22 protein-coding genes are annotated in these 22,463 nt (G+C 64.2%); 16 read left to right on the top strand and 6 right to left on the bottom strand.

What is annotated here, in order from left to right; all coding sequences use genetic code 11:
- The first annotated feature begins 2 nt into the window (after nucleotides 1-2).
- Nucleotides 3-380, top strand: coding sequence for a hypothetical protein (locus ACZI8Q_RS16020; RefSeq protein ID WP_463374552.1), 378 nt, complete (start codon nucleotides 3-5; stop codon nucleotides 378-380).
- A 219-nt stretch (nucleotides 381-599) separates the two neighbouring features.
- On the top strand, nucleotides 600-3,884 hold the full coding sequence (locus tag ACZI8Q_RS16015; protein WP_463374551.1) for an error-prone DNA polymerase: 3,285 nt from the start codon (nucleotides 600-602) through the stop codon (nucleotides 3,882-3,884).
- A gap of 8 nt (nucleotides 3,885-3,892) precedes the next feature.
- Here the strand turns inward: ACZI8Q_RS16015 and ACZI8Q_RS16010 are convergent, their stop codons facing one another.
- Complete coding sequence (locus tag ACZI8Q_RS16010; RefSeq protein ID WP_463374550.1) at nucleotides 3,893-4,519, bottom strand: maleylpyruvate isomerase family mycothiol-dependent enzyme; 627 nt, start codon at nucleotides 4,517-4,519, stop codon at nucleotides 3,893-3,895.
- 69 nt (nucleotides 4,520-4,588) lie between these two features.
- Between ACZI8Q_RS16010 and ACZI8Q_RS16005 the strand changes: the two genes are divergently transcribed.
- The 3 genes from ACZI8Q_RS16005 to ACZI8Q_RS15995 are packed head-to-tail and all read left to right on the top strand — an operon-like array spanning nucleotide 4,589 to nucleotide 6,173.
- Nucleotides 4,589-5,461: a DUF4349 domain-containing protein gene (locus tag ACZI8Q_RS16005; protein WP_463374549.1), complete on the top strand. Its 873-nt coding sequence runs from the start codon at nucleotides 4,589-4,591 to the stop codon at nucleotides 5,459-5,461.
- 8 nt (nucleotides 5,462-5,469) lie between these two features.
- On the top strand, nucleotides 5,470-5,775 hold the full coding sequence (locus ACZI8Q_RS16000) for a rhodanese-like domain-containing protein (protein WP_463374548.1): 306 nt from the start codon (nucleotides 5,470-5,472) through the stop codon (nucleotides 5,773-5,775).
- A 2-nt stretch (nucleotides 5,776-5,777) separates the two neighbouring features.
- A complete protein-coding gene (locus tag ACZI8Q_RS15995) occupies nucleotides 5,778-6,173 on the top strand; it encodes a DUF302 domain-containing protein (RefSeq protein ID WP_463374547.1) in 396 nt (131 codons plus the stop codon).
- Here the strand turns inward: ACZI8Q_RS15995 and ACZI8Q_RS15990 are convergent.
- Nucleotides 6,133-7,137: a TDT family transporter gene (locus ACZI8Q_RS15990; RefSeq protein WP_463374546.1), complete on the bottom strand. Its 1,005-nt coding sequence runs from the start codon at nucleotides 7,135-7,137 to the stop codon at nucleotides 6,133-6,135. The two genes, ACZI8Q_RS15995 and ACZI8Q_RS15990, sit on opposite strands and share 41 nt — an antisense overlap.
- Before the next feature lie 84 nt (nucleotides 7,138-7,221).
- On the opposite strand from ACZI8Q_RS15990, the gene ACZI8Q_RS15985 reads away from it, so the two are divergent.
- Nucleotides 7,222-8,145, top strand: coding sequence for a LysR family transcriptional regulator (locus tag ACZI8Q_RS15985; protein ID WP_463374545.1), 924 nt, complete (start codon nucleotides 7,222-7,224; stop codon nucleotides 8,143-8,145).
- Here the strand turns inward: ACZI8Q_RS15985 and ACZI8Q_RS15980 are convergent.
- A complete protein-coding gene (locus ACZI8Q_RS15980) occupies nucleotides 8,118-8,582 on the bottom strand; it encodes a tRNA (cytidine(34)-2'-O)-methyltransferase (RefSeq protein ID WP_463374544.1) in 465 nt (154 codons plus the stop codon). The genes ACZI8Q_RS15985 and ACZI8Q_RS15980 overlap by 28 nt on opposite strands.
- Nucleotides 8,583-8,678: 96 nt before the next feature.
- Between ACZI8Q_RS15980 and ACZI8Q_RS15975 the strand changes: the two genes are divergently transcribed.
- The 5 genes from ACZI8Q_RS15975 to ACZI8Q_RS15955 are packed head-to-tail and all read left to right on the top strand — an operon-like array spanning nucleotide 8,679 to nucleotide 13,256.
- On the top strand, nucleotides 8,679-10,280 hold the full coding sequence (locus tag ACZI8Q_RS15975) for a GMC family oxidoreductase (RefSeq protein WP_463374543.1): 1,602 nt from the start codon (nucleotides 8,679-8,681) through the stop codon (nucleotides 10,278-10,280).
- A gap of 33 nt (nucleotides 10,281-10,313) precedes the next feature.
- Nucleotides 10,314-10,916, top strand: a complete 603-nt coding sequence (locus tag ACZI8Q_RS15970) for a pentapeptide repeat-containing protein (RefSeq protein WP_463374542.1) — start codon at nucleotides 10,314-10,316, stop codon at nucleotides 10,914-10,916.
- A gap of 32 nt (nucleotides 10,917-10,948) precedes the next feature.
- Nucleotides 10,949-11,806, top strand: coding sequence for a bifunctional methylenetetrahydrofolate dehydrogenase/methenyltetrahydrofolate cyclohydrolase (locus tag ACZI8Q_RS15965; RefSeq protein ID WP_463374541.1), 858 nt, complete (start codon nucleotides 10,949-10,951; stop codon nucleotides 11,804-11,806).
- Nucleotide 11,807: 1 nt separating this feature from the next.
- A complete protein-coding gene (locus tag ACZI8Q_RS15960; protein WP_463374540.1) occupies nucleotides 11,808-12,092 on the top strand; it encodes a DUF3017 domain-containing protein in 285 nt (94 codons plus the stop codon).
- Between the two features lie 57 nt (nucleotides 12,093-12,149).
- Entirely contained in the window at nucleotides 12,150-13,256 is a 1,107-nt protein-coding gene (locus ACZI8Q_RS15955) for a transposase (RefSeq protein ID WP_463374539.1), read from the top strand.
- 37 nt (nucleotides 13,257-13,293) lie between these two features.
- Here ACZI8Q_RS15955 and metX read toward each other — a convergent pair whose 3' ends face one another.
- On the bottom strand, nucleotides 13,294-14,418 hold the full coding sequence (gene metX, locus ACZI8Q_RS15950; RefSeq protein WP_463374538.1) for a homoserine O-acetyltransferase MetX: 1,125 nt from the start codon (nucleotides 14,416-14,418) through the stop codon (nucleotides 13,294-13,296).
- Nucleotides 14,415-15,731 (bottom strand): bifunctional o-acetylhomoserine/o-acetylserine sulfhydrylase, encoded by a 1,317-nt coding sequence (locus ACZI8Q_RS15945; RefSeq protein WP_463374537.1) that lies wholly within the window; start codon nucleotides 15,729-15,731, stop codon nucleotides 14,415-14,417. Before ACZI8Q_RS15945 ends, metX begins: the two co-directional genes overlap by 4 nt.
- Nucleotides 15,732-16,159: 428 nt before the next feature.
- On the opposite strand from ACZI8Q_RS15945, the gene ACZI8Q_RS15940 reads away from it, so the two are divergent.
- Nucleotides 16,160-17,383: an NADP-dependent isocitrate dehydrogenase gene (locus ACZI8Q_RS15940; protein ID WP_463374536.1), complete on the top strand. Its 1,224-nt coding sequence runs from the start codon at nucleotides 16,160-16,162 to the stop codon at nucleotides 17,381-17,383.
- 51 nt (nucleotides 17,384-17,434) lie between these two features.
- On the opposite strand, the gene ACZI8Q_RS15935 is transcribed toward ACZI8Q_RS15940, so the two are convergent.
- Nucleotides 17,435-18,103, bottom strand: a complete 669-nt coding sequence (locus tag ACZI8Q_RS15935; RefSeq protein WP_463374535.1) for a DUF427 domain-containing protein — start codon at nucleotides 18,101-18,103, stop codon at nucleotides 17,435-17,437.
- 208 nt (nucleotides 18,104-18,311) lie between these two features.
- Here ACZI8Q_RS15935 and ACZI8Q_RS15930 point away from each other — a divergent pair, with 208 nt between their 5' ends.
- The 4 genes from ACZI8Q_RS15930 to trpS all read left to right on the top strand — a co-directional run bounded on the left by ACZI8Q_RS15930 (nucleotide 18,312) and on the right by trpS (nucleotide 22,460).
- Nucleotides 18,312-19,454 (top strand): MFS transporter, encoded by a 1,143-nt coding sequence (locus ACZI8Q_RS15930; RefSeq protein ID WP_463374657.1) that lies wholly within the window; start codon nucleotides 18,312-18,314, stop codon nucleotides 19,452-19,454.
- A gap of 93 nt (nucleotides 19,455-19,547) precedes the next feature.
- Complete coding sequence (locus ACZI8Q_RS15925; protein WP_463374534.1) at nucleotides 19,548-20,528, top strand: esterase/lipase family protein; 981 nt, start codon at nucleotides 19,548-19,550, stop codon at nucleotides 20,526-20,528.
- A gap of 29 nt (nucleotides 20,529-20,557) precedes the next feature.
- Nucleotides 20,558-21,364: an exodeoxyribonuclease III gene (locus ACZI8Q_RS15920; protein ID WP_463374533.1), complete on the top strand. Its 807-nt coding sequence runs from the start codon at nucleotides 20,558-20,560 to the stop codon at nucleotides 21,362-21,364.
- Between the two features lie 61 nt (nucleotides 21,365-21,425).
- Nucleotides 21,426-22,460 carry a tryptophan--tRNA ligase gene (gene trpS, locus ACZI8Q_RS15915; RefSeq protein WP_463374532.1) on the top strand — a complete coding sequence of 345 codons (1,035 nt, stop codon included), beginning with the start codon at nucleotides 21,426-21,428 and terminating at the stop codon, nucleotides 22,458-22,460.
- Nucleotides 22,461-22,463: the final 3 nt, after the last annotated feature.

Below are 22,463 nucleotides of genomic sequence, written 5' to 3'. Positions count from 1 at the left end.
GCTTGGCCATCGTCGTCCTCGTCGGTGAGGTCGTGGACCCGCACCGTCGGCGCTGGACGGTCGATGTCGACGAGCGCATCGGGAGTAGGGATGGCCGAGCGCAGGGCGGGATGCCGGGAGGCTGCGTCGACGGCGGACTGCAGCTGCTCGGCGGTAACACCGCTCTCGGAGAATTCGACGTAGCCCAGGCAGTCGATGCCGCCGAGTGGCTGCGCAGGGTCTCGCCCGGTGAGGTAGGCGTACTGGGTCGGGGTCGTCGGAAGCGTGAGCTTCTTCGTCTTATCCTCGTCGTGGTCGGCGCTGGTCGTGGTGCTGATGGTCGATCACCCGATTCGTCTGGGGGACATGATCTGCAACTGGGGTCAGGCTTGTCTTCCTGAGGAACATGTGGTCCGAACCGTCATCTTAATGAAAATGACTATCGTTATGCTGACTGACAATACACACCCTCGTTCTCTGGTTGGGGGTAGGGAGTGATTGACCTGCTGAGCTTTCGGGTGGCACACTTGGGGCATCGAACATCAGTTCGATGATGCGTCTTCCCCGGTGGCATCTTCGGCTCGACCAGACCCGTGTCTGGTGTGAAGAGGTGCAGGTAGATGGGTTGGGAGAACGGGCCGCCGACGTGGGCGGAGATGGAGCGGGTGCTCTCGGGTAAACCGAGCAGGATTCCCGCGGAGCAGTTGTTTCCCGGCGACGGTAATGACAGCCCGGCCTGGTCCCGTAAACGTGGTGAATATCAAGCGGACGTCGAGGCCGGACGTGCGACGGTGCCCTACGCAGAACTGCACGCGCATTCGGCCTTCAGCTTCCTCGACGGCGCTTCGTCACCGGAGGAGATGGTCGAAGAAGCGGTCCGGCTCGGACTCGAGGCCATTGCGCTCACCGACCACGACGGGTTCTACGGCGTGGTCCGATTCGCGGAGGCGGCGCAGGCGCTCGGTATGCCCACGGTGTTCGGGTCCGAGCTGTCACTCGACTCCGTGCCGCGGGCCGGCTCACCGGACCCGGGTGGCTCCCATCTGCTGGTGCTGGCCCGGGGGCAGGAGGGGTATCGGCGACTTTCGAGAGAGATCGCACACGCGCACATGGTGGGCGGGGAGAAGGGCAAACTCCACTATGACATCGAAGAACTCGCGGAAGCAGCCGGTGGGCACTGGCAGATTTTGACGGGCTGCCGCAAAGGGCACGTACGACGGGCTCTCGAAGCCGGCGGGATCGAGGCCGCGGACCGCGAACTACGCCGACTGATCGAGCTCTTCGGCGCCGAGCGGGTCACCGTCGAACTGACCCACCACGGGATACCAGAGGACGACGAACGCAACGCCTCGCTCGCGAAACTGGCCGAGATGCACAACCTTCCGATGATCGCCTCCACTGCGGCACACTTTGCGAACCCGGAACGCAGACGCCTGGCCATGGCGATGGCATCTGTTCGTGCCCGCCGCAGCCTCGACGACACCTCCGGATGGCTGGCGCCCACCGGGGGAGGGCACCTGCGTTCAGGTGAGGAGATGTCCAGACTGTTCGCCCAGTATCCGGACGCGGTGACAGCCGCCGCCGAACTGGGCCGAGAGTGCGCCTTCGATCTGAAACTGATTGCGCCGCAGCTACCGCCCTTCGATGTGCCGAAAGGCCACACCGAGGCGAGCTGGCTTCGTCGGCTCACGATGGACGGTGCGCAGCGCCGATATGGATCGCCGGAGCAGCGACCGGATGCGTATCGGCAGATCGAACACGAACTGCGCATCATCACCGAACTGAACTTCCCCGGCTACTTCCTGGTGGTCCACGACATCGTGTCGTTCTGCAAGAACAACGACATCCTGTGTCAGGGGCGTGGTTCGGCGGCCAACTCGGCGGTGTGCTTCGCCATTGGCATCACCAATGTCGATCCGGTGACCAACAAACTGCTGTTCGAGCGTTTCCTCTCGCCGGAGCGGGACGGACCACCCGACATCGATGTGGACATCGAATCCGACCGCCGCGAAGAAGCGATCCAGCACGTCTACAGCAAGTACGGCCGCAGGTATGCGGCGCAGGTGGCCAACGTCATCACCTACCGTGGTAAGTCGTCCGTGCGGGACATGGCTCGCGCCCTGGGGTTCTCGCAAGGGCAACAGGATGCGTGGAGCAAACAGGTGAGCCGGTGGACTGGTATCGGGAAGGAGACCGGCACCGACATTCCGGCACCGGTGCTCGAACTCGCGTCGCAGATCGAAGGCTTCCCCAGACACCTCGGAATCCACTCCGGCGGGATGGTCATCTGCGATCGCCCGATCGCCGACGTGTGCCCGGTGGAATGGGCCCGAATGGAGAACCGCAGCGTTCTGCAATGGGACAAGGACGACTGCGCGGCAGTGGGTTTGGTCAAGTTCGACCTCCTCGGTCTCGGGATGCTGTCCGCCCTGCACTACATGCTCGATCTGGTGGCAGAGCACAAGGGCCTCGACGTGAATCTGTGGGAGCTGGACCTGACCGAGAAAGCTGTCTACGAGATGTTGCAGCGCGCCGACTCGGTCGGGGTGTTCCAGGTGGAATCACGAGCACAGATGGCGACACTGCCCAGACTGAAACCACGCAACTTCTACGACCTGGTGGTGGAGGTGGCCCTCATTCGGCCGGGACCCATTCAGGGTGGCTCGGTGCACCCGTACATTCGGCGTCGCAACAAGCTCGAGCCCGTGGTCTACGACCACCCCAGCTTGGAGAATGCTTTGGAGCGGACACTCGGGGTGCCGCTGTTTCAGGAACAACTGATGCAGATGGCGGTGGACGTCGCCGGGTTCACGCCGGCAGAGGCGGACAAGTTGCGTCGTGCGATGGGCTCGAAACGTTCGCCCGAGAAGATGGAACGACTTCGCGGACGGCTGTACGAGGGGATGCGCGAGCTGCATGGCATCGAGGGGGAGGTGGCCGATCGCATCTACGAGAAGCTGTATGCGTTCGCCAATTTCGGCTTCCCCGAAAGTCACTCGCAAAGTTTTGCATCACTCGTCTTCTATTCTTCGTGGTTCAAGCTGCACCACCCGGCGGCTTTCTGTGCCGGTTTGCTGCGGGCACAGCCGATGGGGTTCTATTCGCCGCAATCGCTGGTGGCCGACGCCCGCCGACACGGGGTACAAGTGCACGGTGCGGACGTCAACGCCAGCCTCGCCCACGCGACCCTCGAGGCGAAGGGTATGGAGGTCAGACTCGGACTCGCGGAGATTCGGCACATCGGCCAGACCCTCGCGGAGAAGATCGTCGACGCCCGCGAGTTCGGTGGTCCGTTCACCTCCTTCCTCGATCTCACCGGACGGGTGGAACTCACTACGGCACAGGCCGAATCGTTGGCCACCGCCGGCGCGCTCGCCTGTTTCGGTCTCACCCGCCGCGAGGCGTTGTGGGCGGCAGGGGCCGCCGCGCAGGAACGGCCGGATCGACTGCCCGGTCTGGGCGCATCGACCCGGGCTCCGACGTTGCCGGGCATGAGTGATGTGGAGTTGGCGGCAGCGGACGTATGGGCAACCGGGGTGTCACCGGACACCTATCCCACCCAGTTTCTGCGTCCGCAACTCGACGATCTGGGGGTGATCCCCGCGTCGGGGCTGTTGCAGGTTCCGGACGGCGACCGTGTGCTCGTCGGCGGGGCCGTGACTCATCGGCAGCGGCCCGCGACGGCGGGGGGAGTCACGTTCATCAACCTCGAAGACGAAACAGGCATGGTGAACGTGGTGTGCTCGGCGGGCTTGTGGGCGCGCTACCGCAAACTCGCACACAGCGCGCCCGCCCTGCTCATCCGAGGGAAGGTGCAGAACGCCGAAGGCGCGGTGACCGTGGTGGCGGACCGGATGCAACTCATGGATCTGCGCATGGCCAGCCGGTCGAGGGACTTTCGATAGAACTGTGGTCAGCCCAGCCGTCGCGCCAGAATGTCCGCACCCGGCCCGGAAAGTTCGTGCGCCACACCGGCGCGACCGACCATCGCCATGAGAACGGCCTCTGCCGGCCCCTCGGCGACGGGTCCGCGCCCATGCGCCCAGTCCAGATCGGTGGCCACCATCCGAACGCCCCGGGCATGCCAGAAACCGCGCAACGGCGGCGCCCACACCGAAAAGTCGAGGGAGGTGCGAAGCCGATCCTCCGGAATGTCGCGCGGCAGTCCCAGCGGCCGACGAATGTCCTGATGATGGACTACCGCATCGGCCAACCCCACGCGTCCATCGAACTTGGCCGTCGACCCCTTCGGGTCGAGATGCGACCGCAGAAAGGCGACAAGCTGCTCGTTGGTCATGTCTCGATAGCCTTCGAGGGCCACGTCGTTGATTCGACCCGGCCGGAACCCTGCTTTACGGATGCGCCGAAACACCTCTGCCTGGCTGTGTTCTTCGTAGCTGATCATGTGGGCGACGACGTCGTGGACACTCCATGCCGAACAGAGGCTTTGTTGTCGCCACTGTTCCGGGGTCAGCGTGTCGAGGAAGTCGGCCAGGTCGCTTCGTTCTGCCCGCGCCAATGCCATCACGTTCGTACCCATGGTTCTGTGATAGCACCCGGCAGCGATAGACCGGACCGGAAAGCCCCGATCGGGCGCTATGGTTCGACCATGGGGTTACAGACACTGGGGCGACACACACAACGAGCGAAAGTTCTGGCCGCATTCGCGCTCGTCGGGTTGGTGCTGGCTGGGTGCAGCGGGAACGACGGCGGACTGTCGGATTCGGCACCCCAACCGGCGCCGCCGGGGGTCTCGGCCGAATCCGGTGCTGCCTTCGGGCGTCAGGCCCCGGACCAGAGTTCCGCGCAGCGGCAAGAGATCGTCACGGGCAGTGTGAGCATGACGGCCGATGACCCGATCGACGTCGGCCAGCGCATCGTCGCCATGGTGGAGGCGGAGGGTGGCCGCGTTGACAACATCACGGAACGGCCCGAAACCGACGATCAGGATCCGAGCACTTCGCTCACCGTCCGCGTCCCGGCAGCCACGCTCACCGAGACGTTGGACGAGTTGCGCGACTTCGGTGAGGTCACCAGCGTCAGCGTGTCCCGCAGGGACGTGACGATGCAGGTGCAGGACATCGACGCACGCATCGGCGCGCTGACCGCGTCCATCGACAGGTTGCAGGAGTTGATCGCCGAGGCCACCACGACGGCAGACCTCATCGAGGCGGAGACGGCGCTGTCCGACCGCCAGGGCGAGTTGGACAGCCTCGAGGCGCGCAAGCGCTACCTCGACGACCAGATCGAACTCGCCACCCTCTCCATCGACATCACGACGGGGGAGACGGATGGGTCAGGCGACGCAGGAAGCTTCTGGGACGGGATCGTCTCCGGCTGGAATGCCCTGTTGTCCGTTCTCGCCGGTACGATCGTGGTGATCGGTGCAGTGATTCCCTGGCTGGTCTTCATCGGCGTCATCGCTGCGATCGTCTTCGGTGCGTACCGATTGTTGCGCAGGCGAAAGAACAAGAACAGGTAGGAACCGTGATGATCGAAGTTGACGTGCACGCACTGGATGATGCGATGGCCGGGGGCGCCCCGGTGATCGATGTGCGTGAAGCCGACGAGTTCGCACAGGTTCGAGTCCCCGGTGCGACCCTTCTGCCGCTCAGTGAGTTCGTCGCCCGGATGGACGAGCTGCCGGACGTCGAAACTCTCTACCTGATCTGCGCTGTGGGCGGCAGAAGCCTGCAGGCCGCACAGTTCTTGAATGCCCGCGGAATCAATGCCGTCTCGGTGGCCGGCGGAACGGACGCCTGGCTGCATTCCGGGAAGGCCGTCGAGAGAGGTTAGTCATGGAACTCGGTATCGCGACGCGTCTGAATGTGCCGTTCGAGGAAGCGATCGAGAAGACACGAGCCGCCCTGCAAGAGCAGGGGTTCGGGGTGCTCACGGAGATCGATGTGCAATCGACACTGAAGGCGAAGATCGGCGAAGACATCGAGCCGTATCTGATCCTGGGCTCCTGCAATCCTGGTCTTGCCCATCGAGCTCTCGGTGTCGAACGGCAGATCGGGCTGTTGTTGCCGTGCAATGTGGTGGTTCGGGCGGACACCGCAGACCAGGGCGGTGTGCTTGTCGAGGCCATGAATCCCGAGATCATGTCGTCCGTTGCGGATGCTCCGGGCCTCGAACCGGTCGTCGCCGACGCTACGGCCTTGTTGAAAGCCGCGATCTCTTCGCTCGCGTAGCCAGAAGGTGGCACAACGACCCTCGTGCCACCACCGACCAGATGACGATCAGCGCGCACAGCATGCCCAATGCGGCGTAGTGCAGCGCGGTTGAATCGGTGCTCACACCGAGGCTGTTCGCCCCGAGGGCACAGGCGCCGAGAGGGAAGGTGAAGCTCCACCACCCGGGGTCGAACACCAGTCCGTTGGCGAACCCGCGAACGGTGACCGCGACGGTAGTGATGAGAGCCAACGCTCCGACCGCACCGACCGTGCACCCGTACGCGACGCCGAATCCGCGCAGCATTGCGCTGCCGCTGGCACCACCAAGCAGGTTGGCGGCCGCCACCGACTGTCCGACGACGCCGAGCGGAATCCACAGAGTCGGGGTTGCCGCAACCGTGGGCAGGCCCGTTCGCAAGAAGTGGCGGCCCACGAGCAGCATCGGGGGAAGCGCCCCCACCAATGCGAGCACGAAGAACCCGTAGCCGGCGCCGAGAACGGCCACTCGGGTCGCGCCAAGGGGAAGATGTTCGACGAGCGCCGCGGCTCCGGTTGCCGACACCATCGGCGGCACGATCGGCAGCAGCCATGCCATGGTGGGCTCGGTGGGATAGCCACCGCGCAGACGCACGATCATCACGACGTAGGTGGTGAGCCCGAGGGCTGTTCCGACGCTCCACATCACGACAGTGACGGGGGCCGGGGCCAGGTGATGTACAGCCGCGCCCACCGTGAGAAGTGCCATCGAAACCGCACCATAGAACGGGAACATCTGGGGGCTGCGTGCGTCGGCGACGGCTCGCTCACGGTCGCGGACCCACGTGACGATCAGTGCCGTGGTCAGCGCAGCGAGCAACAGTGCCGACAGGACGGCGAAGGCGATGGAGATTGCCCGGGCGCCGGTCACGTCGCCTGGTAGTGCCGCAGCGACCACCGAGATGATGCCTGTGCCCATCACCGCTGCGAACCAGTTCGGAGTCATGGTGACCAGCTTGTCTGGGCGGCCGACGCGCCGGTAGACGGCTTGCGCTTGGCGGCCCACAAATACAGTTTGTAGCCTGTAGGTGTGCCGATCTCTCCACGCGTGCCCGAACTCGGGGCGCTCGACGTGTTGTTGTCCGTCGAGCGACTGGGCAGCATGGGTGCCGCAGGACGCGAACACGGCCTGAGTCAGCAGGCGGTGAGCGCCCGCGTCCGGTCCGCGGAGCGCCTTCTCGGGATCAAGGTGTTCGACCGCGGTGCAGGGGGAGTGCGCCCCACACGGGAAGGTGCACTCATTCTCGAGTGGGCCAGCCACATTCTCGAGACGGCGAACGAACTCGCCTCGGGTGTCGCTGCGCTTCGTGGTGAGAGGCAGGCCGGTCTCACGGTTGCCGCGAGCATGACCATCGCGGAGTACTTGGTTCCCAGCTGGACCGTGGCCATGCGACGGAAGTATCCGGACGTGGTCACCTCGGTGCGGCTGTTGAACTCCACCGAGGTGTCTGCGACGGTCCTGTCCGGTGACGCCGACCTGGGATTCGTGGAAGGCCCGGAGATCCCCGCACGACTGCGATCGCGGGAGGTTGCGCGCGATCACCTGGTGGTCATCGTGCCCCCCGATCACGACTGGGCGCGGCGATCGGCGATTTCGGTGCAGGAGTTCACCGAAACTCCGCTGATTCAACGAGAGTCCGGTTCCGGAACCCGGACCACCCTCGAGAACGCAGTACCGCAGTCGGTCACCCCGCTACTGGAGTTGACGTCGTGTACCGCGGTGAAGGCGGCCGTGATCGCCGGCAACGCCCCCGCCGTGGTGTCGTCACTTGCCGTCGCCGCCGATCTGACGGACGGGCGGTTGGCGTCCGTGCGCGTGGACGGTTTGGAACTGCCACGCAAGTTGACGGCGGTGTGGGATCCGGATCGGGGACTGCACGGTGCTGCCCGCGATTTCCTCGACATCGCGCTCGCCGGTAGCCGCAGTCAGACGGCGCCGTCGAACGAGAACTGACGCCACGCCTCGTACGTGGCCACGGCCGCTGCGTTCGACAGGTTCAATGACCGCCGCCCCGGCAGCATGGGGATGCGCAGCTGCTCGGTGACGTGTGGGTCGGCGAGGGTCTCGGCGGACAGGCCCGTCGGCTCCGGGCCGAACATCAGTACGTCGTCTCGTTCGTAGGAGATGTCCGCATACGACGTCGTGGCATGTGCCGTGAAGGCGAACACGCGGGTGGGTTCGATCGCAGCCCAGGCAGCCTCGAGGTTCTCGTGTACGAACACCGACGCCAGATCGTGGTAGTCGAGCCCCGCCCGCTTGAGCTTGGGCTCGGACAATTCGAACCCCAAAGGGCCGACCAGGTGCAGTTCGCAGCCGGTGCCCGCCACCATGCGAATGGCATTCCCCGTATTGGGCGGAATCCGGGGCTCGTGGAACATCACCTTGAACATCTGCACGAGCATACGTCTCGCGCATATGCACCACAGATTTCGGCGGCAGTTGTAGTTTGACAGCAGGTCGCACTACTCGAAAAGTGGAGCTGTTCAATGAATTCACATCCTTCCGTGGTCGACTACGTCGTGGTCGGTGCCGGCTCCGCGGGATCCGTCATTGCGAACAGACTCAGTGCGGCCCCGCCGAACCAGGTCATGGTGCTCGAAGCCGGCCCGGAGGACAAGGACAAATTCGTCCACATTCCGGCAGGCTTCGCGCAGCTGTTCAAAACCGAACGTGACTGGGACTACTCCACGACTCCGCAGCCCCAGCTGGGCAACCGCGAGATCTACTGGCCTCGGGGCAAGACGCTCGGCGGATCGTCGTCGATGAACGCCATGATGTGGGTGCGCGGGTTCGCCGCCGACTACGACGAGTGGGCGACCCTTGCGGGTGACGACTGGTCCGCCGGCAGGGTGGCCGACTACTTCCGGCGGATCGAGGAGAACAGCGACCTCCGCGAAGTGGGAGACATACCGGTAGCCAAAGGCATTGCCACCACGCCCTTGCACATTTCCCGTCAACGCAGCCCGCGCCCGCTGACCGCGGACTTTCTGGCCGCGGTGGAACAGGTCGGGTTCACCTGCGAACGGGCTAATTTGCCCGGGCCGGAGGGTTTCACCGAAACCCGCGTGACCCAGAAGCGTGGTTCCCGCTGGAGCACCGCGGACGCGTACCTCGTTCCCGCCCGGAAGCGCCCCAACCTGCACGTTCTCACCGAAGCGCAGGTCACGCGCGTGGTCTTCGAGGGCACCCGTGCGGTGGGGGTCGAATTCGAGAAGGACGGTCGTCGGACCACCGTCACGGCCCGGAAGGAAGTCGTGCTGAGTGGGGGTGCGATCAATTCGCCCCAACTGCTCATGCTGTCGGGAATCGGAAACGCAGACGATCTCGTCCGGCACGGAATTCCCGTCGTACACCACGCGCCGGAAGTCGGCCGGAACCTGACCGATCACCTGGTCTGTCCCCTTGGATACAGCGTCGAATCGGGGTCCTTGTTCACGGCCGAGAAGCCGTTGCAACTACTGAACTATCTGGTGCGCCGTCGGGGAATGTTGACATCGAACGTCGGCGAGGCCTACGGCTTCGTCCGCAGCGCACCCGATCTCGAGCTGCCGGACCTGGAGCTGATCTTCGCGCCCGCCCCCTTCTACAACGAGGGTCTCGGCGACCCGGTCGGCGAAGGCGTGGCGATGGGCCCGATTCTGCTGCGTCCGCGCAGTCGCGGCACGGTCACGCTGGCCTCGGCCGACCCGAAGGCCAAGGCGGTGATCGACCCCCAGTACCTGTCCGACAGTGACGGCGTGGATCGCGCGGCAATGATGGAAGGGTTGCGCATCACCCATCGCATCGCGTCGGCGCAGTCCTTGCAGGCGAAGCTGGGCGCATTCCTCCAGCCGTCCGCGGGGTCGACCTCTCTCGAGGAGACGTTCGAAACGGCACTGGCAGAACACTCGCACACCCTGTATCACCCGGTGAGTACGTGCCGGATGGGGAAGGACCCGGCGAGTGTCGTCACCCCCGAGCTGAAGGTTCGCGGCGTCGAAGGGCTGCGGGTTGCCGACGCGTCGGTGATGCCGACGATCATTCGCGGGCACACCCACGCGCCCAGTGTCGTGATCGGGGAGCGGGCGGCAGACCTCATCAGGGGGTGAGCGGATGTCGGTGGCATCGAAGACAATGGAGTGATGGATTCAGAAGAAGTGGTCGGCGAGGACTACTCAGATGCACGACTACCGGGGCAACGCTGGACCCACCGGCACTTCACCAACTGCACGTTCCGCGACGCGGATCTGTCCGAACTGCACACCGAGAACGTCGTGTTCACCGACTGCGACTTCACCGGCGCCGATCTCGGTGAATCGGCCCACCTCGCGACCGCGTTCCGCTCATGCACGTTCACTCGAACAACTCTGTGGCACAGCGAGTTCAGAAACTGCAGCTTTCTCGGGTCGACGTTCGAGAATTCGCGGCTGCGTCCGATGCGCGTCGACGAATGCGACTTCACCCTCACCTCGCTGAGTGGGTCGGATCTGCGTGGTCTCGACTTCACAGATTGTCGCTTCCGCGAAGCGAATCTGGTCCGCACCGACTTCCGTGACTGTGTGCTTCGTTCGGTCGATCTGTTCGGGGCGCGCACCGGGGGAGCGAAATTGGACGGCGCCGACCTGCGGGGCGCCCACGTCGACGCCGCACTCTGGACGGCGGCCTCCGTGAACAAGACTAAAATCGAGCTCACTCAGGCTGTTGCCTACGCCACTGCGCACGGACTCGCAGTGGAGGGCAGCTGACGCCGCAAGGCGCGACCTGAAACAATGGCGCGGTGACTGCAACGATCCTCGATGGCAAAGCGACCCGTGACGAGATCTTCGAAGACCTGAAGACTCGCGTGAGTGCACTGAAGGCCAAGGGCATCACCCCTGGCCTCGGCACCGTGCTGGTTGGAGACGACCCGGGATCGGCCACCTACGTGCGCGGCAAGCACAACGACTGCGCGAAGGTCGGCATCACGTCGTTGCGGCGCGACCTGCCTGCGGACATCACGCAGGAGCAGCTCGATGCCACCATCGACGAACTCAACGCCAACCCCGAGTGCACCGGCTACATAGTGCAGCTTCCGGTGCCGAAGCAACTCGACGAGAACGCCGCCCTCGAGCGGATCGATCCCGACAAGGATGCGGACGGCCTGCACCCGGTCAACCTGGGCCGCCTCGTGCTGGGCAAGGAAGCACCGCTGCCCTGCACGCCGCGGGGGATCCTGCACCTGCTGCGCCGCTACGAGGTGCCGATCGCGAGTGCGCACGTGGTCGTCGTCGGGCGCGGTATCACCGTCGGACGGCCCATCGGGCTGCTGTTCACTCGGCGCAGCGAGAACGCCACCGTCACCCTCTGCCACACCGGCACGCGCGATCTGGCCGCCGAAGTCTCTCGCGCCGACATCGTGATCGCCGCAGCAGGCGTTCCCGGGTTGATCACTCCGGACATGATCAAGCCCGGTGCCGCGGTGCTCGACGTGGGCGTCAGCCGCACCGAAGAGGGACTCCGGGGCGACATCGCTGCAGGTGTTGACGATGTGGCGGGCTTCCTCTCACCGAACCCCGGAGGCGTCGGACCGTTGACGCGCGCTTTCCTCCTCACCAACGTCGTCGAGCGGGCCGAGCGTATGGCTGCATCGCTCTGACATGGCCGATTTGGCGCGCTTCGCGAAGAGGAACCTGCCGATGGTGGCCATCGGCTTCGTCATCTTGATCGCCGTCGGCTTCGTGCTGGCCGAGCGGTGGCGGCGTGGATCCTTCGTGTTCGGTGTGGCTGCGCTGCTTGCCGCCGGATTCCGGCTGATCCTCAGTGACGACAGAGCGGGCCTGCTCGTGGTGCGCAGCAAAACCTTCGACGTTGCCGCAATGTTGGCGGTCGGCGGATCGATCGTGTGGCTGGCGGTGTCGATCGACCCCCTCGGTACTGACTGACAGTCGGCTATCCGCAACGCTCCGGAATAGCGATTCTTGTGCGATACGTTCGCTGTCGTGACCCAACGCGGCGAGGTAATCGCAGACCATCACCAATTCGTGGTGGGCTCATCCACCGGTGAAACGTACTCACCGGACGAAACCGGCAGCGTGATCGAGGTCGGCCCTGACTTCGTCACGGTCATTACCGGCATTGCCCACGGTCCCGTGGCATTGACGGTCGTCGTTCTCGATGGTGAACCGGCGACGATCGGCGAGGTTCCGGAGTGGGAGATCATCGAGGAAGCCACCACGAGGATCACCAAACCCGCATACGTGCTGACGTTGGAGGGAGAGCAGTCCCCGGACTTCGACAAGTTGCCGATCAGAGGGGGCCTGCATCGATTTCGGGTGTCGGCGCGAGGACGTGACACCCACGGGGACCTGGCAGTCCCTGCCCCTACAGAGGAATACCTGCTTCAGGTTTGGAAGTCAGCCCAACCGCGAGAGATGGTCCGGCTGCACAAGACCGACAGCGCCTGGGAACAGGGCATCGTCACCCATCCCAAACGCAATTGGTGGGATCCTGATCCGGCTGCCGATGCCACCGTGTACCTCAAATATGGCTACGAGCAGATGGCCGAGTGGGCCAAGGAAGAAGCGATCCGGTGGGGCGGGCGTCCACCCTCGGAGAAGCTACGTGCGAACTCCTACGCGATCGGTATCGCCGGTCGGGACCGGGCGCTTGCCGACGCGATCACCAGGACCCGGGCGCCGAAGCTCCGTCGCATCGCGGCCTGGTCTGCTCGCCGCGCGTACACGGTGGCGGGGATCGCAACTATCGAGTGGATCCGTCCGGCATTGTCTGCTCTGGATCGAGGAGAACCGCTACCTCATCCTTTCGGCGAGCAGCACCACAAGGCGTTGTGGCAGGCATTCGAGGCGGATGCCGCCATCGAAACCACTGTCACCGGTGACGTGGAGAACCGTGTCGTTCCTGCTGCGATGCGTGCAATGTCTGCCATTTCGACAGCGGTGCAGCAAGATCCGATGAATGCGGCGTTCCATTGTTTGGACATCGCAGCGACCACCGACGACTCGAACTATGTCTCATTGATCGCGGATCTGCGGCACGAGTTCTTCCCGAAGCTGATGCCTGCGGAAAAATACGAGCGGTGGATCTGACCGAGTCCACTTTTCGCGACCGGTTCCAAGCACGGTCCTAGCGTCCGGCGCGGGCGAGGTCCATTGTCTCGACGAGAAGCTTCGACACCGCGTCGGCTTCGGTGAGGAAGCCGTCGTGGCCGTCCCTGGACGCCAGGACCCGCAGTCCGTCGCAGGTGGGGATTCCGGCCGCGAGCTCCTCCTGCAGGTGCAGGGGATACAGCCGGTCGGAATCGACACCGCCGACGACCACCGGCGCGGTGATCGTGGCGAGAGCTGCGGCGATCCCGCCGCGTCCACGCCCCACATCGTGCCGGTTCATGGCCTCACTGAGCAGCACGTATGTTGCCGGGTCGAACCGTTTGACCAGCTTGTCAGCCTGATGCTCGAGGTAGCTCTGCACTGAATAGCGACCGCCGTTCCAGGGATCCTCGCCGGTCTGGGCGGTGTTGGCGAACCGTGAATCCAACTCGACCTCGGTCCGGTAGGTGAGGTGTGCGATACGGCGGGCGATCCCCAACCCGTGGCGGGGGATGCGTCCGGTGCCGTGGTAGTCGCCGCCCTGCCAGTCGGGGTCGCCCTTGATGGCCGCGATCTGCGTGGTCTGGGTGCCGATCTGGTCCGCGGTGGCGCGTGCACCGACCGCGAGTACGAGGGCGGACGCGACGCGGTCGGGGTAGGCGATCGCCCACTCGAGAGCGCGCATCCCTCCCATGGAACCGCCGATCACCGACGCCAACTTCTCGATGCCGAGGAGGTCGGCGAACTTACGCTCGGCCTCGATCTGGTCTCGGATCGAAATCTCGGGGAACCGGCTGCCCCACGGTTTACCGTCGTCTGCGATCGACGACGGCCCGGTGCTGCCCTGGCAGCCACCGATCACATTGGTGGCGACGACGCACCACTCGTCGGTGTCGACCGGGTTGCCGGGGCCCACCATGCCGTTCCACCAACCGGGCGACGGATGCTCGTCGCTGATCTCCCCGGACACATGAGAATCGCCGGTGAGCGCGTGTTCGATCAGCACGACGTTGTCGCGAGTGGGGGAGAGCTCACCCCACTTCTGTACGGCGAGGGTCACAGCCGGCAGAATCGCCCCGTTTTCGAGCTCGAGTGGGCCGATGTCGACGTAGCCGAGCCGGCCGTCCGGACGCAGTAGCGAAGTCACTGGGCTGGTGGTCAAGATGCTGCCGCCTTCAGTCCGACCTGTATGTCGGCAAGAATGTCGTCGATACCTTCGATGCCCACGGCGAGGCGAACCAGTCCGGGGGTCACGCCCGCAGCCGTCTGTTCCTCCGGGCTGAGCTGCGAGTGGGTGGTGGATGCAGGGTGGATCACGAGGGAGCGCACATCGCCGATGTTCGCCACGTGGCTGTGTAAGGTCAGCGCGTTGACGAACTTCTTGCCGGCCTCGAGTCCACCGGACAGTTCGAAGGTCACGATCGCGCCGGTACCTCTCGGGGCCACCGCACGTCCGCGCTCGTGCCACGGTGAAGAGGGGAGGCCCGCATAGCCGACGGACGTGACGTCGCCGCGGTTCTCGAGGAACTCGGCAACCTTCTGCGCGTTGGACACGTGACGTTCCATGCGCAAGCTCAGCGTCTCGATGCCCTGCGAGATCAGGAACGCGTTGAACGGCGATACAGCCGGTCCGAGGTCGCGAAGCAACTGCACGCGCGCCTTCAGTGCGTAGGCGGGCGCGCCGAGGTCTGCGTACACGACGCCGTGGTAGCTCGGGTCGGCGGTGGTGAAGCCCGGATGACGGCCTTGCGTCCAGTCGAAGGTGCCGCTGTCCACGATCGCGCCGGCGATCGAAGTGCCGTGACCGCCGAGATACTTGGTGGCCGAGTGCACGACGATGTCGGCTCCGTGTTCGAACGGCCTGATCAGGTACGGGGTGGCGACGGTGTTGTCGACGATCAGGGGCAACCCGTTCTGGTGCGCGACCCCGGAGATGCCCTCGATGTCGAGGATGTCGTTCTTGGGGTTGGAAATGGTCTCCGCGTAGAACGCCTTGGTGTTGTCACGGACTGCGGCCTGCCACTGCTCGAGGTCGTCGGGGTCGTCGACGAACGAGACCTCGATCCCGAGCCGGGGGAGCGTGTAGTGGTAGAGATTGTAGGTTCCGCCGTAGAGGTACGGGCTGGAGACGATGTGATCGCCGGCCTCGGCGAGGTTGAGAATCGCGAGAGTCTCTGCGGACTGACCGGAAGCGAGGAGCAGGGCTGCGACACCGCCTTCGAGAGCGGCGATCCGCTGCTCCACCGCATCCTGGGTGGGATTCATGATGCGGGTGTAGATGTTGCCCGGTTCGGCGAGGCCGAACAGTGCGGCCGCGTGATCGGTGCTGTCGAAGGTGTAGCTGGTGGTCTGGTAGATCGGCAGCGCGCGGGCCTTGGTGGTGGCGTCCGAGGTCTGCCCGGCATGGACCTGCTTGGTTTCGAACGACCAGTTCGCCGTGGGGTCGGTAGCGGCTGCGTCGGTGTTGTCGGTCATGGTTGTCTCCGATCAGAGATGGCGTGATGGGGCCGGCCAGTCGGTGGAATACCTGTGCCTGCGACCGGTTCGCTCTCACCTACGACAACAACGCATGTGCAACCTCCGTGTAATCCCGTCGCGGTGATCCTGCTCGCGATGATCTTCCAATACCTCTCGGTGAATCTTAGCGGCTGGCGTCGAACATCCCGAAGCGGCACTGATCCAGGGTCCTATCAGGAAAAAGTTACCCGGCGGTAAGAACGTGTTTCACGGCCCGCCGGTTGCGGCGGTGCTGCGTAGCAGTACGCTCGTCTTGTTTGGATCCGGTCTCCCGAGAGCGGCTCGGAACGTCTAGGTTTGAATAAGCGAACCGTTCGCGGACCACTCACAAAGTGCGCCCGCAACCGTGTAACCAGGGAAACTTCCTAGGAGGACGCGAAGCACCCATGTCCAAAATCAAGGTTGAGGGCACCGTCGTCGAACTCGACGGCGATGAGATGACACGCATCATTTGGCAGTTCATCAAAGACAAGCTGATCCATCCATACCTCGATATCGATCTCGAGTACTACGACCTCGGTGTCGAACACCGGGACCAGACCGACGACCAAGTCACCGTCGACGCCGCGAACGCGATCAACAAGCACGGTGTGGGCGTCAAATGCGCGACCATCACCCCCGACGAGGCGCGTGTCGAGGAATTCGGCCTCAAGAAGATGTGGCGGTCCCCGAACGGGACCATCCGCAACATCCTCGGTGGCACCATCTTCCGCGCGCCCATCATCATCTCCAACGTTCCGCGCCTGGTGCCCGGCTGGACGAAGCCGATCATCATCGGTCGCCACGCGTTCGGTGACCAGTACCGCGCCACCGACTTCAAGGTTCCCGGCCCCGGCAAGGTGATGATCACCTACACACCCGAGGACGGCAGCGAGCCGATCGAGCACGAGTTGGTGAACTTCCCCGAGGGCGGCGGTGTCGTTCAAGGGCAGTACAACTTCACCAAGTCCATCGAAGACTTCGCTCGGGCCTCCCTCAACTACGGCCTGCAGCAGAACTACCCGGTGTATCTGTCCACCAAGAACACGATCCTCAAGGCCTACGACGGCGCGTTCAAGGACATCTTCCAGCACGTCTACGAGACCGAGTTCAAGCCGGAGTTCGACGCGGCCGGACTCACCTACGAGCACCGGCTCATCGACGATATGGTCGCCTCGGCTCTCAAATGGGAGGGCGGCTACGTCTGGGCGTGCAAGAACTACGACGGTGACGTCCAGTCCGACACAGTGGCCCAGGGCTTCGGTTCGCTGGGACTCATGACCTCCGTGCTGCTGACTCCGGACGGAAAGACCTGCGAGGCCGAGGCCGCGCACGGCACCGTCACGCGTCACTTCCGTCAGCACCAGCAGGGCAAGCCCACGTCCACCAATCCCATCGCCTCGATCTTCGCGTGGACCCGCGGACTCGAGCACCGCGGCAAGCTGGACAACACGCCCGCTGTCATCGATTTCGCGCAGCAACTCGAGGACGTCGTCATCAAGACCGTCGAAGGTGGTCAGATGACCAAGGACCTCGCCATGCTGGTCGGCGGCGACCAGGGCTATCTGACCACCGAGGAATTCCTCGGCGCCCTGGATATCAACCTCCAGAAGGCGATCTCGGAGAAGTAGAACGCGCAAACCCCTGTGAGTGGTGAGCGAGTCCAGAGACTCCTCAACCCCTCACAGGGGCGGTTGCGGTTCGGCGATCGTGAGGTCCAGCCTCTCGTCGTGGAACGAGACGAGGCTGCGGATGCGCACGGCCTCCGGGAGTGGGTGCTCGTAACTCCACGCGATGTCGGTGAGTAGGTGATCACCGATGGTCGCCGACCAGTACGTGGCCTCACCCTTGTACGGGCACACCGTCCGGGTGCGGCTCGGCAGAAGTTCGACAGCCACATCGCCGCGGGGCAGGTAATGGCGAGCGCCAGCGAACCCGGTCTCGAACAGCATCTCCGACCGATGTGAATCGGCGCAAACCGTGTCGGCATATCGGATCGTGATGCGCCGGACACTGTGCACGACATCGACCCGGTGAAAAGGGTCTCGTGGGTGACCGATCACCTGGTCGTCCTCCTCCCACCAGGTGAACGCGTCCGAATCGAGAATCACGAAACCTGTCAGATCCTCGTCGGTCAGTGTTTCCGCGTGATCGCCGACTCGCGAAAGCTCGACGTCGTCGACCGGGAACGCGTACTCGGGAACCGGGCTACCCGGTTGCCATACGAGGATCGCGTCCACCGAGTCGGCCACCGTGGCGCCGTCCGAATTCGCTCGCACCCGCTTGGGGGTCGGCTGGTAGCGGAACTGATCGGCGACCGTCGACAGGTATCCCTGCATCAGCACTGCCATGCCTCGATTCTGCTCGTGAGACGGCTCACTGTCACCAGGTGGGCGATTCGGGAATGCGGTGAGGACAATCGACTGTTCGTAGTTCCGTCGCCCGAACCTTTCCGATCGATCGTGAGAATCTCTGTTGACCACTTCTGCACCGATAGTGACTGCTACCGCGCAGCCGTCCACGGCTGCCTCGCACCATTCGTCGATCAGGCGTGCGGCGATGATCGCGCTGGCGTTGGGTGGATTCGGGATCGGCACCACCGAGTTCGTGGCGATGGGTCTGCTCCCGGAGATGGCGGCGGGGCTGAACATCTCGGAACCCACGGCCGGTCATGTCATCTCTGCCTACGCACTGGGCGTCGTCGTGGGGGCGCCGTTGATCGCGGCGCTGACTGCGCGGGTCCCGCGCAAGTTCCTGCTACTCGGTTTGATGGCCGCGTTCACAGTCGGTAACGCCGCGTCGGTGTTCGCGCCCAACTACGAGACCCTGATGCTTGCGCGGTTCGTTGCAGGTCTTCCGCACGGCGCGTATTTCGGTGTTGCGTCCCTGGTGGCGGCACATCTCGCGGCGCCCGGCCAGCGCGCCAAAGCGGTCGCCCTCGTCATGATGGGGTTGTCTGTTGCCAACGTGGTCGGTGTCCCTGTGGCGTCGGCGCTCGGGCAACACCTCGGCTGGCGCAGCGCCTTCACGCTCGTCGCTGTGATCGGCGTCGCCACCGTTGCCGCCATCTGGCGATGGGTGCCCGAACTGGGTGCCATGCAGGTCACCAACCCTCTCACCGAGTTGGGGGCATTGCGCCGGGGACAGGTTTGGATGACGCTCATCGTCGGCATGGTCGGTTTCGGCGGAATGTTCGCCGTATACACGTACATCAGCACGACCCTGACGGACGTGTCCGGACTGTCCCGGTCGTTGGTGCCGGTTGCGTTGATGATCTACGGAATCGGCATGGTGGTCGGCAACTTCGTCGGCGGATGGCTCGCGGATCGCGCACTCATGCCCGGACTGTTCGCGTCGATGACCACATTGGTCGTGGTGCTGGCAGCGTTCGTGGTCGCCTCCCACAACGTGGTCACGGCATTGATGCTGGTGTTCGCGATCGGCGCCGCCGGATCGTCCATGGTGCCGGCGCTGCAGACCCGGCTGATGGACGTGGCGGCCGACGCACAGACTCTGGCGGCGTCTCTCAACCATGCGGCGCTCAACATCGCGAATGCCTTCGGTGCCTGGATCGGTGGTGTCGTCATCGCGGCCGGCTACGGATACACCGCGCCCGCAGCAGTAGGTGCTGTGCTCGCAGTCGCCGGACTCGTGGTTCTCACGTTCGCTGTGTTGCTGGAGCGGCGACGCGGAATTGCCTGATCGACCCTTCGTGGCGGGGTGCCAATGCGGCGTGTACCGCAGGGGCATGCTAGGTTGCCATCCGGTTACGCAGATCACATTCTGGGGGTTTTGGTGAGTATCAAATCGAGCATCGTGCGCCGTCTTCTGTTGGGGACTCTTGCCACCGCGTTGGCTGTCGCAGCAGGAACAGGAATCGGCGCGGGAACGGCATCCGCCGGCCCGGTGAAGTTCGGGCCGTTGCCGGTTCCGTTCGATCTGGGCTCGGGAATATGGATCGGCATGTTGCCCGAGGTTTCACCACCGGGTGCAAACGATCCGAACTGCAAGCCGTCGGAGGAACATCCCAATCCGGTCCTCCTGCTGCACCCGACGGCAACCAACCAGTCGTTGGCGTGGCAGGCCGGCGCTCCCTTTCTGAAGAACAACGGATATTGCGTCTTCACGATGAACTACGGCAACCCGGAGTGGGTGTCCGAAATCCCGTTCCAGGCCCTCGGTGATATCCCTACGAGCGCGAGGAAGGTCGCTGCCAGGGTCCAGGAAGTACTTGCGCTGACCGGCGCAGAGGAGATCGACATCGTCGGTCACTCGCAGGGCGGCGGAATCGTTCCCCTCTACTACATCAACGTGCTGGGTGGCGCGGAGTACGTCGACAAGATGATCGGCATATCGCCGTCCAACCACGGCACGCACCTCAACGGAATCGTGTTCATGCGCACCATGTTCCCGCCGTTGGGGCCGGCAGTGTACGACGGACTCGAGCAGGCCACCCCGGCTCTCATTCAGCAGGCGCTCGACCACGAGCTGAGCGAGATAGTCTACGGAAACGGTGATACCCGTCCTGGCGTGACCTACACGACGATCGTGACGAAGTACGACGAGATCGTCACACCGTACGACCAGCAGTTCCTCGAGGGACCGAACGTCACCAACATCTTGCTGCAGGAAGACTGCCCGCAGGACCGCAGTGACCACGTCTCGACGATGTACAACGAGCGGTCGTTGCGCTTCGTGCTCAACGCACTCGATCCGGAGAATGCGACACCGGTCCCGTGTATGCCTCAAGGGTTCATCTTTCCCGGGAACTGGTGACGTCGCCGGCGTCGGCTACGGTGCTCTGCGTGTCTCACATCATCACCACAGTCAACGTCAACGGCGTACGCGCAGCAGTACGCAAAGGCATGGCCGAATGGCTCGCGAACTCTCCTGCAGACGTCGTCTGCCTGCAGGAGACTCGCGCCTCGGACGAGCAGCTCCAGGACGCGCTGGCGCCGGCGCTCGAGCAGGATTGGCATCTCGTGTCGGCCGAGCCGGGCACCAAGGGACGAAACGGGGTGGCGATTCTGTCGCGCACGCGGCCTGATGCCGTTCGCATCGGCCACGGCGACGCCGAGTTCGCGGATGCCGGCCGCTACATCGAGGCGGATTTCGGTGACCTGACGGTTGCCAGTCTCTATCTGCCGTCGGGGGAGGCCCAGTCCCCGAAGCAGGAGGAGAAGGAGCGTTTCATGTCTTCCTTCGCCGTGCGTCTCGGTGAACTCGCTTCGAGTGCCGTCGGCAACGATCGAGACGTGGTGGTGTGCGGGGATTGGAATATCGCCCACACCGAGAGTGATCTGAAAGCGTTCAAGACCAACAAGAAGTCATCCGGGTTCCTGCCCAATGAGCGGGAATGGTTCGGGAACCTGCTGGCAGGCGAACCACAGTGGGTGGACGTGGTACGTGAGCTTCATCCAGACGTTTCGGGGCCGTACTCGTGGTGGTCCTATCGCGGCAAGGCGTTCGACAACGATTCCGGATGGCGAATCGACTATCACCTGGCCACAGCACGGTTGGCCACCCGGGCGAAACAGGCCGTCGTCGAGCGTGCGGATTCGTACGACCAGAGGTGGTCCGACCACGCTCCGGTCACGGTGCATTACCGCTGAACGGCGCGCCACCCGGTAGCGCCTCGATGAGCCTTCGGTCGGCATGAAAAGATCGGTAACCATGTCGTCTCCTGCACAAACGAAACCCACCGCCAAGCCTCGGGTGCTGTCCGGTATCCAGCCCACCGCCGACTCGTTCCACCTCGGCAACCTCCTGGGCGCGTTGCAGCAGTGGATTCCGCTGCAGGACGACTTCGACGCCTTCTACTTCATTCCGGATCTGCACGCGATCACCGTCGCCCAGGATCCCAAGGAACTACGCCGTCGTACGAAGATTGCCGTCGCGCAGCTGCTGGCTCTGGGTATCGACCCCGACCGGGCCACGCTGTTCGTGCAGAGTCAGGTACCGGAGCACGCGCAGCTGGCGTGGGTGCTGAACTGCATCACCGGCTTCGGTGAAGCCGGCCGAATGACGCAGTTCAAGGACAAGTCGGCGAAGCAGGGCAGTGACAACGCCAGCGTCGGTCTGTTCACCTACCCGGTGCTGATGGCCGCGGACATCCTTCTGTATCGCCCGCAACGGGTGCCCGTCGGTGAGGATCAGCGTCAGCATCTCGAGCTGGCGCGCGACCTCGCAGGCCGCTTCAACTCTCGCTTCGGCAAGGCGTTCGTGGTGCCGGAAGCTCAAATCATCAAGGGCACGTCGAAGATCTACGACCTGCAGGATCCGACATCGAAGATGAGCAAGTCCGGGCCCAGCCCGGCCGGCCTGATCAGTCTTCTCGACGATCCCAAGGTGTCGGCGAAGAAGATCAAGTCTGCCGTCACCGACAACGAGCGCGAGATCCGCTACGACCCGGAGAACAAGCCGGGCGTCAGCAACCTCCTGACCATCCAATCGGCGTTGTCCGGAAACCCTGTCGACGAGCTCGTGGCTGGCTACGAGGGCAAGGGATACGGCGACCTGAAGTCCGACACGGCGGAGGTCCTGGCCGATTTCGTGACTCCCTTGCAGCAACATGTGAACCAGTTCCTCGCCGACGAGGCAGAACTGGACCGGATCATCGCAAACGGTGCGCTCCGGGCGCGGGAAGTGTCGTCGCAGACACTTGCCACGGTGTACGACAAGGTTGGATTCCTGACTTCGAAAGGATGAAGT

The sequence above is a fragment of the Rhodococcus quanlei genome, assembly GCF_055231015.1.
This window is presented reverse-complemented; position numbering and strand designations above follow the sequence as displayed.

Excerpts from the sequence above, each read along its gene's own strand:
- ACZI8Q_RS16015 (WP_463374551.1), top strand. The coding sequence starts at position 600 with ATGGGTTGGGAGAACGGGCCGCCGACGTGGGCGGAGATGGAGCGGGTG.
- ACZI8Q_RS16010 (WP_463374550.1), bottom strand. The coding sequence starts at position 4,519 with ATGGGTACGAACGTGATGGCATTGGCGCGGGCAGAACGAAGCGACCTG.
- ACZI8Q_RS16005 (WP_463374549.1), top strand. The coding sequence starts at position 4,589 with ATGGGGTTACAGACACTGGGGCGACACACACAACGAGCGAAAGTTCTG.
- ACZI8Q_RS16000 (WP_463374548.1), top strand. The coding sequence starts at position 5,470 with ATGATCGAAGTTGACGTGCACGCACTGGATGATGCGATGGCCGGGGGC.
- ACZI8Q_RS15995 (WP_463374547.1), top strand. The coding sequence starts at position 5,778 with ATGGAACTCGGTATCGCGACGCGTCTGAATGTGCCGTTCGAGGAAGCG.
- ACZI8Q_RS15990 (WP_463374546.1), bottom strand. The coding sequence starts at position 7,137 with ATGACTCCGAACTGGTTCGCAGCGGTGATGGGCACAGGCATCATCTCG.
- ACZI8Q_RS15980 (WP_463374544.1), bottom strand. The coding sequence starts at position 8,582 with ATGTTCAAGGTGATGTTCCACGAGCCCCGGATTCCGCCCAATACGGGG.
- ACZI8Q_RS15975 (WP_463374543.1), top strand. The coding sequence starts at position 8,679 with ATGAATTCACATCCTTCCGTGGTCGACTACGTCGTGGTCGGTGCCGGC.
- ACZI8Q_RS15970 (WP_463374542.1), top strand. The coding sequence starts at position 10,314 with ATGGATTCAGAAGAAGTGGTCGGCGAGGACTACTCAGATGCACGACTA.
- ACZI8Q_RS15960 (WP_463374540.1), top strand. The coding sequence starts at position 11,808 with ATGGCCGATTTGGCGCGCTTCGCGAAGAGGAACCTGCCGATGGTGGCC.
- ACZI8Q_RS15945 (WP_463374537.1), bottom strand. The coding sequence starts at position 15,731 with ATGACCGACAACACCGACGCAGCCGCTACCGACCCCACGGCGAACTGG.
- ACZI8Q_RS15940 (WP_463374536.1), top strand. The coding sequence starts at position 16,160 with ATGTCCAAAATCAAGGTTGAGGGCACCGTCGTCGAACTCGACGGCGAT.
- ACZI8Q_RS15935 (WP_463374535.1), bottom strand. The coding sequence starts at position 18,103 with ATGGCAGTGCTGATGCAGGGATACCTGTCGACGGTCGCCGATCAGTTC.
- ACZI8Q_RS15930 (WP_463374657.1), top strand. The coding sequence starts at position 18,312 with ATGATCGCGCTGGCGTTGGGTGGATTCGGGATCGGCACCACCGAGTTC.
- trpS (WP_463374532.1), top strand. The coding sequence starts at position 21,426 with ATGTCGTCTCCTGCACAAACGAAACCCACCGCCAAGCCTCGGGTGCTG.